The sequence below is a fragment of the Pseudomonas sp. Z18(2022) genome, from assembly GCF_036346535.1.
Taxonomy (GTDB): Bacteria; Pseudomonadota; Gammaproteobacteria; order Pseudomonadales; family Pseudomonadaceae; genus Aquipseudomonas; species Aquipseudomonas yamanorum_A.
Genome location: NZ_JAOTOA010000012.1, coordinates 12,976 through 29,094, shown reverse-complemented (window position 1 = coordinate 29,094; position 16,119 = coordinate 12,976). Strand labels below are relative to the sequence as shown.

At 58.7% G+C, this 16,119-nt stretch carries 20 protein-coding genes; 19 read left to right on the top strand and 1 reads right to left on the bottom strand.

What is annotated here, in order from left to right:
• The first annotated feature begins 578 nt into the window (after positions 1-578).
• Both V3W39_RS21650 and V3W39_RS21645 read left to right on the top strand, forming a co-directional pair.
• On the top strand, positions 579-1,004 hold the full coding sequence (locus V3W39_RS21650; RefSeq protein ID WP_177046022.1) for an HIT domain-containing protein: 426 nt from the start codon (positions 579-581) through the stop codon (positions 1,002-1,004).
• A 3-nt stretch (positions 1,005-1,007) separates the two neighbouring features.
• Entirely contained in the window at positions 1,008-1,214 is a 207-nt protein-coding gene (locus V3W39_RS21645; RefSeq protein WP_169386128.1) for a SlyX family protein, read from the top strand.
• Between the two features lie 83 nt (positions 1,215-1,297).
• Here V3W39_RS21645 and V3W39_RS21640 read toward each other — a convergent pair whose 3' ends face one another.
• Complete coding sequence (locus V3W39_RS21640) at positions 1,298-1,900, bottom strand: cold-shock protein (RefSeq protein ID WP_177046024.1); 603 nt, start codon at positions 1,898-1,900, stop codon at positions 1,298-1,300.
• A 428-nt stretch (positions 1,901-2,328) separates the two neighbouring features.
• Here V3W39_RS21640 and V3W39_RS21635 point away from each other — a divergent pair, with 428 nt between their 5' ends.
• From V3W39_RS21635 to queC, 17 genes are all read left to right on the top strand, one after another.
• On the top strand, positions 2,329-2,802 hold the full coding sequence (locus V3W39_RS21635) for a Dps family protein (protein ID WP_003209800.1): 474 nt from the start codon (positions 2,329-2,331) through the stop codon (positions 2,800-2,802).
• A 214-nt stretch (positions 2,803-3,016) separates the two neighbouring features.
• Positions 3,017-3,370, top strand: a complete 354-nt coding sequence (locus tag V3W39_RS21630) for a ribbon-helix-helix domain-containing protein (protein WP_177046026.1) — start codon at positions 3,017-3,019, stop codon at positions 3,368-3,370.
• A 209-nt stretch (positions 3,371-3,579) separates the two neighbouring features.
• On the top strand, positions 3,580-3,801 hold the full coding sequence (locus V3W39_RS21625) for an FmdB family zinc ribbon protein (protein ID WP_003209804.1): 222 nt from the start codon (positions 3,580-3,582) through the stop codon (positions 3,799-3,801).
• 108 nt (positions 3,802-3,909) lie between these two features.
• The gene (aspS, locus tag V3W39_RS21620; protein WP_258347414.1) at positions 3,910-5,685 is read left to right on the top strand and encodes an aspartate--tRNA ligase; all 1,776 of its coding nucleotides are present in this window, start codon (positions 3,910-3,912) and stop codon (positions 5,683-5,685) included.
• 151 nt (positions 5,686-5,836) lie between these two features.
• Entirely contained in the window at positions 5,837-6,583 is a 747-nt protein-coding gene (locus V3W39_RS21615) for a YebC/PmpR family DNA-binding transcriptional regulator (RefSeq protein ID WP_010169954.1), read from the top strand.
• Between the two features lie 170 nt (positions 6,584-6,753).
• Positions 6,754-7,278, top strand: coding sequence for a crossover junction endodeoxyribonuclease RuvC (gene ruvC / locus V3W39_RS21610; protein ID WP_003209812.1), 525 nt, complete (start codon positions 6,754-6,756; stop codon positions 7,276-7,278).
• A 115-nt stretch (positions 7,279-7,393) separates the two neighbouring features.
• Positions 7,394-8,005, top strand: a complete 612-nt coding sequence (gene ruvA, locus V3W39_RS21605; RefSeq protein WP_330213323.1) for a Holliday junction branch migration protein RuvA — start codon at positions 7,394-7,396, stop codon at positions 8,003-8,005.
• On the top strand, positions 8,006-9,064 hold the full coding sequence (gene ruvB / locus V3W39_RS21600; RefSeq protein WP_071484352.1) for a Holliday junction branch migration DNA helicase RuvB: 1,059 nt from the start codon (positions 8,006-8,008) through the stop codon (positions 9,062-9,064).
• 139 nt (positions 9,065-9,203) lie between these two features.
• On the top strand, positions 9,204-9,659 hold the full coding sequence (gene ybgC, locus V3W39_RS21595) for a tol-pal system-associated acyl-CoA thioesterase (protein ID WP_177046030.1): 456 nt from the start codon (positions 9,204-9,206) through the stop codon (positions 9,657-9,659).
• Between the two features lies 1 nt (position 9,660).
• A complete protein-coding gene (gene tolQ, locus V3W39_RS21590) occupies positions 9,661-10,356 on the top strand; it encodes a protein TolQ (RefSeq protein WP_177134118.1) in 696 nt (231 codons plus the stop codon).
• A gap of 23 nt (positions 10,357-10,379) precedes the next feature.
• The gene (gene tolR, locus V3W39_RS21585; protein ID WP_161635741.1) at positions 10,380-10,832 is read left to right on the top strand and encodes a protein TolR; all 453 of its coding nucleotides are present in this window, start codon (positions 10,380-10,382) and stop codon (positions 10,830-10,832) included.
• Positions 10,832-11,905 (top strand): cell envelope integrity protein TolA, encoded by a 1,074-nt coding sequence (gene tolA, locus V3W39_RS21580; protein WP_330213322.1) that lies wholly within the window; start codon positions 10,832-10,834, stop codon positions 11,903-11,905. Before tolR ends, tolA begins: the two co-directional genes overlap by 1 nt.
• A 17-nt stretch (positions 11,906-11,922) precedes the next feature.
• Positions 11,923-13,203: a Tol-Pal system beta propeller repeat protein TolB gene (gene tolB, locus V3W39_RS21575; protein WP_032881902.1), complete on the top strand. Its 1,281-nt coding sequence runs from the start codon at positions 11,923-11,925 to the stop codon at positions 13,201-13,203.
• Between the two features lie 55 nt (positions 13,204-13,258).
• The gene (gene pal, locus V3W39_RS21570; RefSeq protein ID WP_003209827.1) at positions 13,259-13,759 is read left to right on the top strand and encodes a peptidoglycan-associated lipoprotein Pal; all 501 of its coding nucleotides are present in this window, start codon (positions 13,259-13,261) and stop codon (positions 13,757-13,759) included.
• Between the two features lie 6 nt (positions 13,760-13,765).
• Positions 13,766-14,599 (top strand): tol-pal system protein YbgF, encoded by an 834-nt coding sequence (ybgF, locus tag V3W39_RS21565; protein WP_177046034.1) that lies wholly within the window; start codon positions 13,766-13,768, stop codon positions 14,597-14,599.
• A gap of 164 nt (positions 14,600-14,763) precedes the next feature.
• Positions 14,764-15,411 carry a 7-carboxy-7-deazaguanine synthase QueE gene (gene queE, locus V3W39_RS21560; protein WP_177046036.1) on the top strand — a complete coding sequence of 216 codons (648 nt, stop codon included), beginning with the start codon at positions 14,764-14,766 and terminating at the stop codon, positions 15,409-15,411.
• Position 15,412: 1 nt separating this feature from the next.
• Complete coding sequence (gene queC / locus V3W39_RS21555) at positions 15,413-16,090, top strand: 7-cyano-7-deazaguanine synthase QueC (protein ID WP_177046044.1); 678 nt, start codon at positions 15,413-15,415, stop codon at positions 16,088-16,090.
• Positions 16,091-16,119 lie beyond the last annotated feature (29 nt).

Below are 16,119 nucleotides of genomic sequence, written 5' to 3'. Positions count from 1 at the left end.
TTTTCTGTCGCGAAACACCTGCTTCCCGCCGGTGCTGTTGTCGACCATATGGGTGTGAATGCAACAAGCGTGCACAAACCGGAAACCGAATGTGATTTTTTCGTGAAAATTGTCAAAGCCCTGTAAAAACCGCATAAGCACGGGCTTTTTACGCCGTTTGGTTTGGCCTTGACTCGCCTGCTGTACTCCTGTTCGGTGGTGCATAAAATCTGCACCAGGGCAAAACGTTACCGGTTCACCCCGTTCGGTGGGTAGTCGGCGGATCCCTTTGAGGCACAAATGGGTCATTTTGGTGCAGTTGTTCCCGGCCGGGTTTTTTGCTCCAACTCTCTGTTTGTGCCTTGCAAGCCCTCTGGATCAGGGTCTTGAAGCGGGTCCTGTGCTCGGACTTTGACCAGGTTCGGTTGCATTGGTCATTTAGCGTAGCCGAAATATTGGCCTGTCTCGAAATGGTGCGCTTTTTTTTGTGGCGTCCTGTTAGGGCGCGTATTTGGCCTGATGCATTCGCCGTGAAGCGCCAGGCATTCGCAGGTATGCTGGGCGCCTGAAACCTGACCCGCCGAACGGGAGTGACTGCTGTGTTCGCCTTAGATCCACGTCTTCAACAAGACACCTTGCCCATCGGGGATTTCCCCCTGTGCCGGCTGCTGCTGTCCAATGACTCGAATTATCCATGGTTCATCCTGGTGCCGCGCATAGAAGCTATCAGCGAAGTGTTTCAACTGGATGTCGCTGACCAGCAGCGGGTGTGGCAGGAAAGCACAGCGCTGGCGCAGTTGCTGAATGAAGGCTTCGGCGCCGACAAGATGAACATTGGCGCCCTGGGCAATGTTGTCAGCCAACTGCACGTGCATGTGATCGTACGCAAGCGCGACGACGCCGCCTGGCCGGCGCCGGTCTGGGGCAAGCATCCGGCGAAGCCTTACAGCGACGAGCAAGTGGCGGTGATTCGTGCACGTCTGCGCGAGATCCTGCCGGCTGACTTTACGTTCCTGGAGGCTTGAGCCATGGACCTTCAAGACCGTGTGATGGACCTGGAGAGTCGCCTGGCCTTTCAAGACGACACCATCGAGACCCTCAATGACATCCTGGTTACCCAGCAACGGGCGGTCGAACGCCTGCAGATGCAGATGACGGCGCTACTCAAGCGCCAGGAAGAAATGGGCGGCCAGTTCGAGTCCTCCGAGGAAGAAGCGCCACCGCCTCATTATTAATGAGGCAGGGGGAAATCCCCGGGCATAAAAAAACCGCGATGCAGCCAGGCTGCATCGCGGTTTCTTTTTTCGGGGTGCTGGAATCAGCGACGCGGCAACGCGGCGATCACATCTTCAGCTTGCAGGCCCTTGTCACGGTTCATCACGGAGAACTCCACGCGCTGGCCTTCCACCAGGACGCGATGGCCTTCGCCGCGAATCGCCCGGAAGTGGACGAAGATATCGTCGCCCGAATCCCGGGAAATGAAGCCGAAGCCCTTGGAGGTGTTGAACCACTTGACGGTACCGGTATCCCGGTTGGTCATGTCGTAGCTTTGCGACGCAGCGGCCGGGGAGGAGCGGTAAAAACTGATGGCCAGATGAAGAACGATGGCAATCAGTGCTATTGCCAGGCTGAGCAGGACGGCCGGGTGGCCACCGACTTCAGGCATAGGCGCCAGCAGGGTGAGGGTTTGCACGACAACAGCCAGGACCAGCAGGGCGCTGACCAGGTTTTGCAGTTGATGACGCGGGCCTTTGTTCCAGTAAGGAATGACTGGAGCCAGTGTCAGGTTAAGAAGACCAAAGAAGGTCAGGTAGAGAGCGTCAGGTTGTTGCAGGTAAGGCAGGGTTTCTGATCGCAGGCTGGGTATAAAGGACAGCAGCAAAGCTGCTGCGCCCGTTAGCAGGTGGACGATTTTCAACATTTTGATTAACTCACGTTAAGACGGATCACAAGGAAGAGCTGACTGGCACGGTTCGCTTCTGAACAATGGGAGGCGTTGGGCACGTGCGCGGGTATCAGCCTATGTCGCTGCCGTGAAAAATAACGGTGGCGACACGCTGCCTATTTAACAGCAAAGCCTGTGCCTACTCAAATCAAGCATTTCAGGCTGTTACAAGGGGCACGGCATTTCTGCGGCAAACGCTTGTCCTAGACAGGTGCAGGCTTTTTCGCAGGTGTTGGGTAATTTTTCTCGCTGGGCGTGAAGCCCGGCCTGCTGTGTAGATTCGCTCTGCAAGGGGCGATTTGCCGCACCTCGGGAGGCCCGTGCGGGCTGCGCAAGGCCGGCACTCTTGCTAGAGTGGTCCAGCACCTGATCAATGAATTTTTTATCAATTGAAGGGGAAAAACATGGCAATCGATATTGGTATCAGTGAAGAAGATCGTAAATCAATCGTTGATGGACTTTCGCGACTGCTTTCCGATACCTATGTACTTTACCTGAAGACCCATAACTTCCATTGGAACGTAACGGGCCCCATGTTTCGTACACTGCACTTGATGTTTGAAGAGCAGTACAACGAATTGGCGCTGGCGGTGGATTCCATTGCCGAACGCATTCGTGCCCTGGGCTTTCCGGCACCGGGTGCCTACTCGGTATACGCGCGACTTTCTTCGATCAAGGAAGAAGAGGGCGTACCGAGCGCTGAAGACATGATCAAGCAATTGGTCGAAGGCCAGGAAGCGGTTACCCGTACCGCCCGCGGCATCTTCCCGTTGTTGGATAAAGTCAGCGATGAGCCGACTGCCGACTTGCTGACCCAGCGTATGCAAGTTCATGAAAAGACCGCGTGGATGCTGCGTTCCCTGCTCGAAAACAAGTAACACCTGATGCGGGTGGGCGTCTAGCTGACGCCCCTCGCGTGCTTGTTCCTCTGCGACTCCCTTCCCTTGCGAGCTTCCCGATACGCGCGTTGGCTTGTCCTACGGCGCTCGGCTCCCCGTCTTCTGGCTGCACTTGTCTTCTTGATGTTTTATAGGCCCAACGGCCAACAACAACGATTGATGGGTGGTCGTCAGGCAATGGAGTGTCAAGTGTATGTCTCGCGGAACAGGTAATGGAGTTATGGAAACGTGCGGCTTGCACAAAATAAAGGTGGATCCTTTTGCCAAAGGGTTTGATATGAACCTGGCCAGGCCATTGTCCCGATCCGTTCGGCTTAATGGTTTTTCGACGTGTTTGCGACTCGAAGAGGTTTATTGGAATATCCTTGCGGAGATAGCCAGGATCAATACCTGTTCGGTCAGTGCGCTGCTATCTTACGTGGACCGGGAAGTGCACTTGCGTTATGGCGGTGTAAAGAACTTCAGCGGCCTGGTCAGGGTGGTTTGCGTGGTTCATGTATTGAAAGGGCGTATTACCGCACCCACTGTGCATCCGGGGCAGGCTTGATCCTGTCGGGCCCGGGCTTCTCCCGGGTCTGGCGCCCGGCAGGAGCCTGTCGCAGGCACCTATATAAAGAGCAGCGCGCCGCCACGGCTGCACAGCCTCGATTTACCAGATATAATCCCGGGCTTTGCTGCGCATGCCGGGACTTTCCCAAGGGTTGGAGTCAGGGCAGGGCGCGGCGTATGCCGTGATCTGATCGCCGAGACATCTTCATGCCCATGTACGACTATCAATGCGCTTCCTGTGGTCATCAGTTGGAAGCCATTCAAAAGATCAGCGCCGCGCCGCTGGTCGATTGCCCTGCCTGCCAGGCACCGGAGCTTAAAAAGATGTTGTCCATGCCGGGCTTTCGCCTGAGTGGCAATGGCTGGTACGAGACCGACTTCAAGACCGGGTCGAAGAAGAATCTGGCCGGCGGCGACAAAGCAGACTGAGTTGAACTCTACGCGCAGGCTCCTGCATTATCCGTCACCTGACTTAGCTGTACGGTGATGAGGCAGGCCTCCACCGAATTTCGAATTACGAGAAGCGAAACCACTATCATGATGCGCAGCCACTATTGCGGCCAACTGAACGAGACCCTGGAAGGTCAGGAAATCACCCTTTGCGGATGGGTTCACCGTCGCCGCGACCACGGCGGGGTGATCTTCCTCGATATCCGTGATCGTGATGGTCTGGCCCAGGTGGTGTTCGATCCGGACCGCGCCGAGAGCTTCGCCGCCGCCGATCGCGTGCGCAGCGAGTACGTCGTGAAGATCACCGGCAAGGTTCGCCTGCGTCCGGCCGGTGCCACCAACGCCAACATGGCGTCGGGCATGATCGAAGTGCTGGGCTACGAGCTGGAAGTGTTGAACGAGTCGGAAACCCCGCCGTTCCCGCTGAACGAGTTCTCCGATGTGGGCGAAGAAACCCGCCTGCGTTATCGCTTCCTCGACCTGCGTCGCCCGGAAATGGCCGAGAAGCTGCGCCTGCGTTCGCGCATGACCACCAGCATCCGTCGCTTCCTGGACGAGAACGGCTTCCTCGACGTCGAGACGCCGATCCTGACCCGTGCAACCCCGGAAGGCGCCCGCGACTACCTGGTGCCGAGCCGTACCCACGCCGGTTCCTTCTTCGCGTTGCCGCAATCGCCACAGCTGTTCAAGCAACTGCTGATGGTTGCCGGCTTCGATCGTTACTACCAGATCGCCAAATGCTTCCGTGACGAAGACCTGCGGGCTGACCGCCAGCCGGAATTCACCCAGATCGACATCGAGACCAGCTTCCTCGATGAAAAAGAGATCATGGGCATCACCGAGCAGATGATCCGCAACCTGTTCAAGGAAGTGCTGGACCTGGAGTTCGGCGAATTCCCGCACATGACTTTCGAAGAAGCCATGCGTCGTTACGGTTCCGACAAGCCGGACCTGCGTAACCCGCTGGAACTGGTTGACGTTGAAGACCAACTCAAAGATGTCGACTTCAAGGTGTTCAGCGGCCCGGCCAACGACCCTAAATGCCGTATTGCCGCGTTGCGCGTTCCTGGCGCTGCGAGCATGCCGCGCAAGCAGATCGACGACTACACCAAGTTCGTCGGCATCTACGGTGCCAAGGGCCTGGCGTACATCAAGGTCAACGAGCGCGCCAAGGGTGTTGAAGGCCTGCAGTCGCCAATCGTCAAGAACATCCCTGAAGCCAACCTCAACGTGATCCTGGATCGTGTTGGCGCGGTCGACGGCGACATCGTGTTCTTCGGCGCCGACAAATCCAAGATCGTCAGCGAAGCGCTGGGTGCATTGCGGATCAAGGTCGGCAACGACCTGAACCTGCTGACCTGCCAGTGGGCGCCGATGTGGGTGGTCGACTTCCCGATGTTCGAAGAGAACGACGACGGCAGCTTCAGCGCGCTGCACCACCCGTTCACCGCGCCCAAGTGCACGCCGCAAGAGCTGGAAGCCAACCCGGCTGGCGCTCTGTCCCGTGCCTACGACATGGTGTTGAACGGCACCGAGCTGGGTGGCGGTTCGATCCGTATCCACCGCAAGGAAATGCAGCAATCGGTCTTCCGCCTGCTGGGCATCAACGAAGATGAGCAGCAAGAGAAGTTCGGCTTCCTGCTCGACGCCCTGAAGTACGGCGCACCACCCCATGGCGGCCTGGCCTTCGGCCTGGACCGTCTGGTGATGCTGATGACCGGTGCCCAGTCGATCCGTGAAGTGATTGCCTTCCCGAAAACCCAAAGTGCTGCCGACGTGATGACGCAAGCACCGGGTGTGGTGGATGCCAAGGCACTGCGCGAGCTGCATATCCGTCTGCGCGAGACACCAAAGGCTGAGTAAGGCCGCAGCGTGAAAGCGCGATAAGGTTTTACATTGTCAGCTAAGGGCGCATCTTCGGATGCGCCTTTGCGTTACAAGGGCTGTACGTTTAAGAGGGAAGTCCCGCCTGGGGCGGGATCGACAGGTTTCTACAGAATTTCGGAGTTGTGTTATGGCTGGCCATTCCAAGTGGGCGAACATCAAGCACCGCAAAGAGCGTCAGGATGCCAAGAAAGGCAAGATCTTCACCAAGTGGATTCGCGAGCTGACCGTAGCCGCGCGCCAGGGTGGCGGTGACCCGGGTTCCAACCCGCGTCTGCGCCTGGCCCTGGACAAGGCTCTCGGTGCCAACATGAGCCGCGACATCATCGATCGCGCCGTGGCTCGTGGTGCCGGCGCGGCCGATACCGATGACATGGTCGAATTGAGCTACGAAGGCTATGGCCCGGGTGGCGTGGCGGTGATGGTCGAGTGCATGACCGACAACCGCAACCGTACTGCGGCGGCTGTGCGCCATGCGTTCAGCAAGTGTGGCGGCAACCTTGGCACCGACGGTTCGGTGGCCTACCTGTTTGAGCGCAAGGGGCAGATTTCTTTCGCGCCGGGCGTTGATGAGGATGCGCTGATTGAAGCGGCGATGGAGGCGGATGCCGACGACGTGGTGACCAACGAAGACGGTTCCATCGACGTGTTTACCTCGTTTGCGGGCTTTTACTCGGTGCGTAACGCGCTGGAAGCAGCCGGTTTCAAAGGCACCGACGCGGAAATCGTGATGCTGCCGACCACCAGTGCCGAACTGGACTTGGACGGTGCGCAGAAGGTGCTCAAGATGCTCGATATGCTCGAAGACCTGGATGACGTGCAGAACGTCTATTCCAACGCCGATATCCCTGAGTCGGTTGCCGAACAGCTCACTTAAGAGCGCCGGAGATCCAATGTGGGAGCTGGCTTGCCTGCGATGGCATCAACTCGGTGTAACTGATGTACCGAGGTGTCTTTATCGCAGGCAAGCCAGCGCCTACAGGGTTCTATGCTGTTACAAAAACCATGTGCCTGGCGCATCCGCTTTAAATCCATCTCGCAGGCGTTATGACTCTAATCCTAGGTATCGACCCCGGTTCGCGAATCACCGGCTTTGGCGTGGTCCAACAGACCCCGCGAGGCTGCGTGTACGTGGCCTCGGGCTGTATCCGTACCGGCGCCGGCGAGTTGGCCGAGCGCTTGCAGATCGTGTATCGCGGTGTGCGTGAAGTGATCCAGACCTACGGCCCGGTCACCATGGGCATCGAAAAGGTGTTCATGGCAAAAAACGCCGACTCGGCCCTCAAGCTCGGCCAGGCCCGTGGTGCGGCCATCGTTGCCGGTGCCGAGGAGGGCATGGAAATCGCTGAATACACCGCGACCCAGGTCAAGCAAGCCGTGGTCGGCACCGGTGCGGCCAACAAGGAGCAGGTGATGATGATGGTCATGCACATGCTCAAACTCACCGCCAAGCCGCAAATCGACGCCTCCGACGCGCTGGCCATTGCCATTTGCCACGCCCACACCCGCTCCAGCCTGATGCCCCATGGCTTGGGTACGGCACGCAGTCGTGGCGGCCGGCTGCGTCTCTGATAGCATCAGCGCAATCATTCTGCGTGGGGTGCATGAACGGCCTGTGCTGTCGGCCGACATGCCCGCGTTATTACCGGCCAGGCCTTGATCTGAGCCGATTCTTAAGGATTCGAACGTGATTGGACGCTTGCGCGGCACCCTGGCTGAGAAACAGCCGCCGCACCTGATTCTGGATGTAAACGGGCTGGGCTATGAGCTGGAAGTGCCCATGACTACCCTCTACCGCCTACCGTCGGTCGGTGAGCCGCTGACCCTGCACACCCACCTGGTGGTGCGCGAAGATGCGCAATTGCTCTATGGTTTCATTGGCAAGCGTGACCGGGATTTCTTCCGCGAACTGATCCGCCTCAACGGCGTGGGGCCGAAGCTGGCGCTGGCGTTGATGTCGAGCCTGGAAGTGGATGAGCTGGTGCGCTGTGTGTCGGCCCAGGATACGTCGGCGCTGACCAAGGTGCCGGGTGTCGGCAAGAAAACCGCCGAGCGTTTGCTGGTGGAACTCAAGGATCGCTTCAAGGCCTGGGAAGTGGTGCCGAGCATGTTCGCCCTGGTGCCTAACCAGCCGGACGCGCCGGGTGCGCCGGTGGCCAGCGCTGAAAGCGATGCGGTCAGTGCGCTGATCTCCCTGGGTTACAAACCGCAAGAGGCGAGCAAAGCCGTGTCGGTCATCAAGGACAAGAACCTGAGCAGCGAAGACATGATCCGCCGCGCCCTGAAGGGAATGATTTAAGTGATTGAAGCTGATCGTCTGATCGCGGCCACCGGCCCGCGTGATCGTGAAGAAGTCCAGGACCGGGCCATTCGCCCCCTGAGCCTTGCCGAATACATCGGCCAGCCCACCGTGCGCGAGCAGATGGAGCTGTTTATCCAGGCCGCGCGCGGGCGCAGCGAGTCACTGGACCACACGTTGATCTTCGGCCCTCCGGGGCTGGGCAAGACCACCCTGGCCAACATCATCGCCCAGGAAATGGGCGTGTCGATCAAGTCCACCTCGGGCCCCGTGCTGGAGCGCCCGGGCGACCTGGCGGCGCTGCTGACCAATCTCGAACCTCACGACGTACTGTTTATCGACGAGATTCACCGGCTTTCGCCCATCGTCGAGGAAGTGCTGTACCCGGCCATGGAAGACTTCCAGCTGGACATCATGATCGGCGAAGGCCCGGCGGCCCGCTCGATCAAGCTCGACCTGCCACCGTTCACGCTGGTGGGGGCGACCACCCGCGCGGGGATGCTGACCAACCCGCTGCGAGACCGTTTTGGGATTGTTCAACGTCTGGAGTTCTATAGCACGGCGGACCTGGCCACCATCGTCAGCCGTTCGGCGAACATCCTCGGTTTGCCCCTGGACCCGGAAGGCGCGTTTGAAATCGCCCGCCGCGCACGGGGTACACCACGGATTGCCAACCGTTTGCTGCGCCGGGTACGCGACTTTGCCGAAGTGCGCGCCAAGGGGCATATCACCAAGCCGGTGGCGGACCTGGCGCTGAACCTGCTGGATGTCGACGAACACGGCTTTGATCACCAGGACCGGCGTCTGCTGTTGACCATGATCGAGAAGTTCGACGGCGGTCCGGTGGGCGTGGACAGCCTCGCGGCAGCCATCAGTGAAGAGCGACACACGATTGAGGATGTGCTGGAACCGTACCTGATCCAGCAGGGCTACATCATGCGTACGCCGAGGGGCCGCGTGGTCACCCGGCATGCCTATCTGCACTTTGGGTTAAACATTCCGTCACGATTGGGCGAGATGCCCGTAGTAGACGAATTCCTCGATGCAGTAGACGATTAAAAAAGGCTTGGCGATTCGATTTATTCGGCGTTTGTGCTGTCCTAGTGGCTGGCGTCGTCATTCTTTCGTTAGAAATGTGCCAGAGAATGAAAAACAGTTGCCTGGCCGGATTGGCAACCTGAGGAGTAAGCACTAGAGTATGCGCGCGCAAAACGGGGATCAGTCGTTCGCACATCGCTGTCGCGTTTATTACGAGGACACCGATGCTGGCGGCATCGTTTACTACGTCAATTACCTAAAGTTCATGGAACGGGCTCGAACCGAGCGGCTACGGGAGCTGGGCTTTGCCCAGTCCACGCTTGCAGGGGAGGACCTGTTGTTTGTCGTGCATTCCAGCGAGGCGCGCTATTACGCGCCGGCGCGACTGGACGACGAACTGCTGGTCAGCGCAGAAATAACCGAATTGAACCGTGCCAGCCTGCGCTTTAAACAGCAGGTCAGGCGGGCTACGGATGCAACGCTGCTCTGTGAGGGGCAGTTCCTGGTGGCCTGTGTTCGCACCAATAGTTTGAAACCCCGGGCCATTCCCGAAACTCTACGCACGGCCTTTGCCGGCGTGAGCGGCGCGGGTAAACATTCAGAGCAGGAGATTTAGCGTGGAACCTACCGTCGTCGACCATACCTCCATGTGGAGCCTGGTCAGCAATGCCAGTGTCGTGGTTCAACTGGTGATGCTGGTCCTGGTAGCCGCATCGGTTACCTCTTGGGTCATGATTTTTCAGCGCAGCACCCTGCTGCGTGCCGGTCGACGTGCCCTGGAGAGCTTCGAAGAGCGCTTCTGGTCGGGTATCGACCTGTCCAAGCTGTACCGCCAGGCGGGCAGCAACCCGGACCCGGATTCGGGCGTCGAGCAGATCTTTCGCGCCGGCTTCAAGGAATTCTCCCGTCTGCGCCAGCAGCCAGGTGTTGACCCTGAAGCGGTCATGGAAGGCGTGGCCCGTGCCATGCGCGTCGCGATTTCCCGCGAAGAGGAAAAGCTTGAGCAAAGCCTGCCGTTCCTCGCCACTGTCGGTTCCGTGAGCCCTTACATCGGCCTGTTCGGTACCGTATGGGGCATCATGAACTCCTTCCGCGGCCTGGCCCAGGCCCAGCAAGCGACCCTGGCCACTGTGGCCCCGGGTATCGCCGAAGCGCTGGTCGCCACCGCCATCGGCCTGTTCGCAGCTATTCCCGCAGTAATCGCCTACAACCGTTTTGCCGCTCGTGGCGAAACCTTGATCAGCCGTTACTACACCTTCGCCGATGAATTCCAGGCGATCCTGCACCGTAAAGTGCACACCAGCGAAGAATAAGCAGGTAATTCCCAATGGCTTTAATCGCTCGAGCTCGCAAAAAGCGCAAGCCGGTCGCCGAGATGAACGTAGTGCCTTACATCGACGTGATGCTGGTGCTGCTGGTTATCTTCATGGTGACCGCGCCGATGCTCAATCAGGGCGTGAAGGTTGATCTGCCCAAGGTTTCCAGCGAAGCCTTGCCGCAGGACAACAACACCCAGGTCCTGACCATTTCGATCAAGGCTGACAAGACCTATTACTGGAACCTTGGCAGCGAAGTCGACACTCAGAAACAGCAGGACAAGGCCATGACCTTGCCGCAGATGACTGATGCCGTGACCAAGATCATTCGCGCCGGCAACGAAGGCGGCAAGCACACCCAGGTGTTCATTCGCGGCGACAAGGTTGTCGACTATGGCTCCGTGATGGGCGCCATGGGCGGGCTGCAGAAGGCCGGAGTCGGTAATGTTGGCTTGATTACCGAGGCGCCCTGATGCACCAACAGCGAGAGCCGTCCGCCTCGGAAAGCTTCTTCTGGCCTAGCGTGTGGGCAATTGCCCTGCACGTTCTGGTGTTTGGCATGCTGTTCGTCAGCTTTGCCATGACCCCGGACCTGCCGCCAGCCAAGCCGATCGTGCAGGCGACCCTGTATCAGCTGAAATCGAAAAGCCAGGCCACCACCCAGACCAATCAGAAGATTGCGGGTGAGGCCCAGAAGTCGGCTGCGCGCCAGACTGAAGTCGAGCAGATGGAACAGAAGAAGGTCGAGCAGGAAGCGGTGAAGGCTGCTGCGGAACAAAAGAAAGAAGAGGCGGCTCAAAAGGCCGAGGAATCGAAAAAGGCTGACGAGGCGAAGAAAGCGGAAGAGGCGCAGAAGGCTGATGAAGCCAAGAAAGCCGATAAAGCTGCCGAAGCCAAAAAGGCCGAAGAGAAACAATTGGCTGATATAGCCAAGAAGAAATCTGAAGAAGAAGCCAAGAAAGCTGCCGAAGAAGAGGCCAAGAAAAAGGCCGCTGAAGACGCGAAGAAAAAGATCGTCGAAGACGCGAAGAAGAAAGCTGCGGACGACGCCAAGAAGAAAGCTGAAGCTGACGAGGCGAAGAAGAAAATCGCCGACGATGCGAAGAAGAAAGCTGCCGCCGATGCCTCCAAGAAAAAGGCCCAGGAAGCAGCACGTAAATCGACCGAAGACAAAAAGGCCCAGGCCTTGGCCGATTTGCTTTCCGACACGCCGCAGCGCCAGCAAGCCTTGGCCGATGAACGTGGTGATGAAGTCGCGGGCAGTTTCGATGACCTGATTCGCTCACGGGCAGCAGAAGGGTGGACTCGTCCTCCTTCGGCACGCAAAGGCATGACAGTAGTGCTGCAGATCGGCATGTTGCCGGACGGTACGGTGACTTCGGTCAGCGTGGCCAAGTCCAGTGGCGATGGTTCGTTCGACAGTTCGGCGGTAGCAGCGGTCAAGAACATTGGCCGGTTGACCGAGATGCAGGGAATGAAACCAAGCGACTTCGCTCCCTACCGTTCATTCAAGATGACATTCACACCTGAGGATCTAGCCTTGTGAGAAACCTTCTTCGAGGAATGCTTGTCGTTATTTGCTGCATGGCAGGGATAGCGGCGGCGGATGAAAAGAACATCCTGGTCACCAGCGGTAGCGATCGGGCCACCCCGATCGCCGTTGTGCCGTTTGGCTGGCAGGGCGGCAGCGTGCTGCCGGACGACATGGCGCAGATCATCAGCGATGACCTGCGTAACTCCGGTTACTACGCACCGATCGACAAAGGCAACATGATCAGCCAGCCGACCCAGGCCAGCGAAGTCATCTTCCGCGACTGGAAAGCGTTGAACGCCCAGTACCTGATGGTTGGCAGCATCACGCCGGCCGGCGGTCGCCTGCAGATCCAGTACGCGTTGTTCAACGTCGCGACCGAGCAGCAAGTGCTGACCGGCAGCGTGTCGGGCACCACGGACCAACTGCGGGACATGGCGCACTATATCTCCGACCAGTCGTTTGAAAAACTGACCGGGATCAAGGGTGCCTTCTCGACTCGCCTGCTTTATGTAACGGCCGAGCGTTTTTCGGTAGACAACACTCGTTACACGTTGCAGCGCTCCGACTATGACGGCGCTCGTGCAGTGACGTTGCTGCAATCCCGTGAGCCGATCCTGTCGCCACGCTTTGCACCGGATGGCAAACGTATCGCCTACGTGTCCTTTGAACAGAAGCGTCCACGGATCTTCGTTCAGCACATCGATACCGGTCGCCGTGAGCAGATCACCAACTTTGAAGGCCTGAACGGCGCGCCAGCCTGGTCGCCCGATGGTTCGCGCCTGGCGTTCGTCCTGTCCAAAGATGGCAACCCGGACATCTACGTGATGAACATGGCCTCGCGCCAGCTGAGCCGTGTGACCAGCGGCCCGGGCATCAACACCGAACCGTTCTGGGGTAAGGATGGTTCGACCATCTACTTCACCTCCGACCGTGGCGGCAAGCCGCAAGTCTACAAAACCAGCGTCAACGGCGGCGGCGCCGAACGTGTGACCTTTATTGGTAACTACAACGCTGCACCGAAGCTTTCGGCCGATGAAAAGACGTTGGTGATGATTCACCGTCAGGATGGTTTCACTAATTTCCGGGTTGCGGCCCAGGATTTGCAGCGCGGAACCGTAAAAATCCTCACAGATACCAACCTTGATGAGTCAGCCACTGTTGCGCCCAACGGCACCATGGTAATCTACGCCACCCGCCAGCAGGGCCGGGGAGTCTTGATGCTCGTGTCCATTAATGGACGCGTAAGGCTCCCGCTTCCTACCGCACAAGGCGAAGTCAGAGAACCGTCCTGGTCCCCTTACCTGAACTGACGCGGCGCTACAAAAAGAAGTACTTAACACACTGGGGTTCATTAGGAGTTTCACGATGGAAATGCTGAAGTTTGGTAAGTTTGCTGCTCTGGCTCTGGCTCTGTCCGTAGCCGTTGGTTGCTCGTCTAAAGGCGGCGACAATGCCGGTGAAGGCGCAGCTGTTGATCCAAACGCTGGTTACGGCGCTAACACTGGTGCAGTTGACGGCTCCCTGAGCGAAGAAGCTGCTCTGCGCGCTATCACCACTTTCTACTTCGAATACGACAGTTCGGACCTGAAGCCAGAAGCCATGCGCGCTCTGGACGTTCACGCGAAGGACCTGAAAGCTAACGGCGCTCGCGTTGTTCTGGAAGGTAACACCGACGAACGTGGTACTCGTGAGTACAACATGGCACTGGGCGAGCGTCGTGCGAAAGCCGTTCAGCGCTACCTGGTACTGCAAGGTGTTGCTCCAGGCCAACTGGAACTGGTTTCCTACGGTAAAGAGCGTCCAGTTGCTACTGGCCACGACGAGCAGTCCTGGGCTCAAAACCGTCGCGTCGAACTGCGTAAGTAATTCGTCATGCGAACGTGCCGTCGTGCTCTAACTGTATTGGCTCTCAGCCTGGCACCGCTTGCGGTGTGGGCTGCGGTTCCTGTGGAAGATAGCAACTCTGGCTATAACAATAGCGGGAGCAGTTATCCGCCAGCGGGTTATGGCACGAACGGCGCCTATGTCGGGGGTGCGGCTACGGCCGCACCTTCGGCACAGGGCGAGCTGTTCAACCAGCTGCAACGCATGCAGGATCAATTGTCGCAGCAACAAGGCACGATTGAAGTTCTGCAGAATCAAGTGAACCAGCTGAAGCAAGAAGGCCTGGAGCGATACCAGGATCTTGATCGACGCATTGGAGCCGGCGTTACACCAGCCGCTACTCCTGATAATTCTTCTGCCGGTGGCGCGCCAAGTGCGGCCGCCGGTGGTGCAGCAGCAGGCGCGGCTGCCAGCCAAGCCCCTGCCGCCAGCAGCGAACCGGGTGATCCGGCGAAGGAGAAGCTGTATTACGACGCAGCCTTCGACCTGATCAAAGCCAAGGATTTCGATAAGGCCAGCCAGGCTTTTACCGCATTCCTGCGCAAATACCCCAACAGCCAGTACGCGGGTAACGCCCAGTACTGGTTGGGTGAGGTGAACCTGGCCAAGGGCGATCTGCAGGGCGCAGGCCAGGCCTTTGCCAAGGTCAGCCAGCTGTACCCCAAGCACGCCAAGGTGCCGGACTCGCTGTACAAACTCGCTGACGTAGAACGCCGCCTGGGTCATACCGACAAGGTCAAAGGCATTCTGCAGCAGGTGGTGGCCCAGTATCCGGGTACCTCCGCTGCCCAGTTGGCCCAGCGGGATCTGCAACGCATGTAAGCGTCGCAACCCGTTCAGAAGAAACCCGCGCCCTGCGCGGGTTTTTTCGTTAGAATCCACGCCCTTTTATGAAACACGCTTCCTGGGATTTACGCGTTGGCGCAATTCCTTGAAGTGCCTGACGGAGGCGGACAGCCTGTTTAGCTGTTACGCCCGTGGCGACTATGCAAGACACATTACGTATCACCGAAGTTTTTTACTCGTTGCAGGGTGAAACGCGCACTGCCGGGCTGCCCACTGTATTTGTGCGCCTGACCGGTTGCCCGCTGCGTTGCCAGTACTGCGACAGCGCCTACGCCTTCAGCGGCGGCACCGTGCGTACCCTTGAAGACATCCTCGAGCAAGTGGCCGGTTACCGGCCGCGTTATGTCTGTGTCACCGGTGGCGAGCCACTGGCGCAGCCTAACGCCATTCCCTTGCTCAAGCAGTTGTGTGATGCCGGCTACGAAGTGTCCCTGGAAACCAGCGGCGCTCTGGATATTGCTGCGGTCGACCCTCGGGTCAGTCGGGTCGTCGACCTGAAGACCCCAGGCTCCAAGGAAGTGCACCGCAACCGCTACGAGAACATCGAGTTGCTAACGCCCAACGATCAGGTCAAGTTCGTCATCTGTTCCCGTGAAGACTACGACTGGGCGACCTCCAAGCTGATCCAATATGGTCTGGACCGCCGCGCCGGCGAAGTGCTGTTTTCCCCAAGCCATCACGACCTGAATGCTCGCGACCTGGCCGACTGGGTTGTCGCGGACAACCTGCCGGTACGCCTGCAACTGCAACTGCACAAATACCTGTGGAACGACGAGCCGGGGCGCTGAGATGACTGAACAAAAGCGTGCGGTCATCCTGCTGTCCGGCGGCCTCGACTCCGCCACCGTGGTCGCCATGGCCCGGGCCGAAGGCTACAGCTGCTACACCATGAGCTTCGACTACGGCCAGCGCCACCGCGCCGAACTCGACGCCGCCGCCCGCGTCGCGCGCGACCTGGGCGTGGTGGAGCACAAGGTGATTGGCCTGAACCTCGACGGCATTGGCGGCTCGGCGTTGACCGACAGCTCCATTGATGTACCGCAAGGCCCCAGCGAAGGCATCCCGGTGACCTATGTGCCGGCGCGCAATACCGTTTTCCTGTCCCTGGCCCTTGGCTGGGCCGAAGTGCTCAATGCCCGTGACATCTTCATTGGCGTCAACGCCCTGGACTACGCCGGCTACCCGGACTGCCGTCCCGAGTACATCGAGTCGTTCGAGCGCATGGCCAACCTGGCGACAAAGGCCGGTGTAGAAGGGCAGGGCTTTCGCATCCTGGCGCCGCTGCAGAACCGCAGCAAGGCCGATATCGTGAAGGCTGGCGTAGGACTTGGCGTCGATTACTCGCTGACTGTTTCCTGCTATCAGGCAGACAATGACGGTCGTGCTTGTGGGAAATGCGACAGCTGCCGACTGCGTGCAGAAGGCTTCCAGGCGGCCGGAATTACTGACCCAACGCGTTATTTCTGATTTATTTCAAATAAGGTGTTGAATAATCC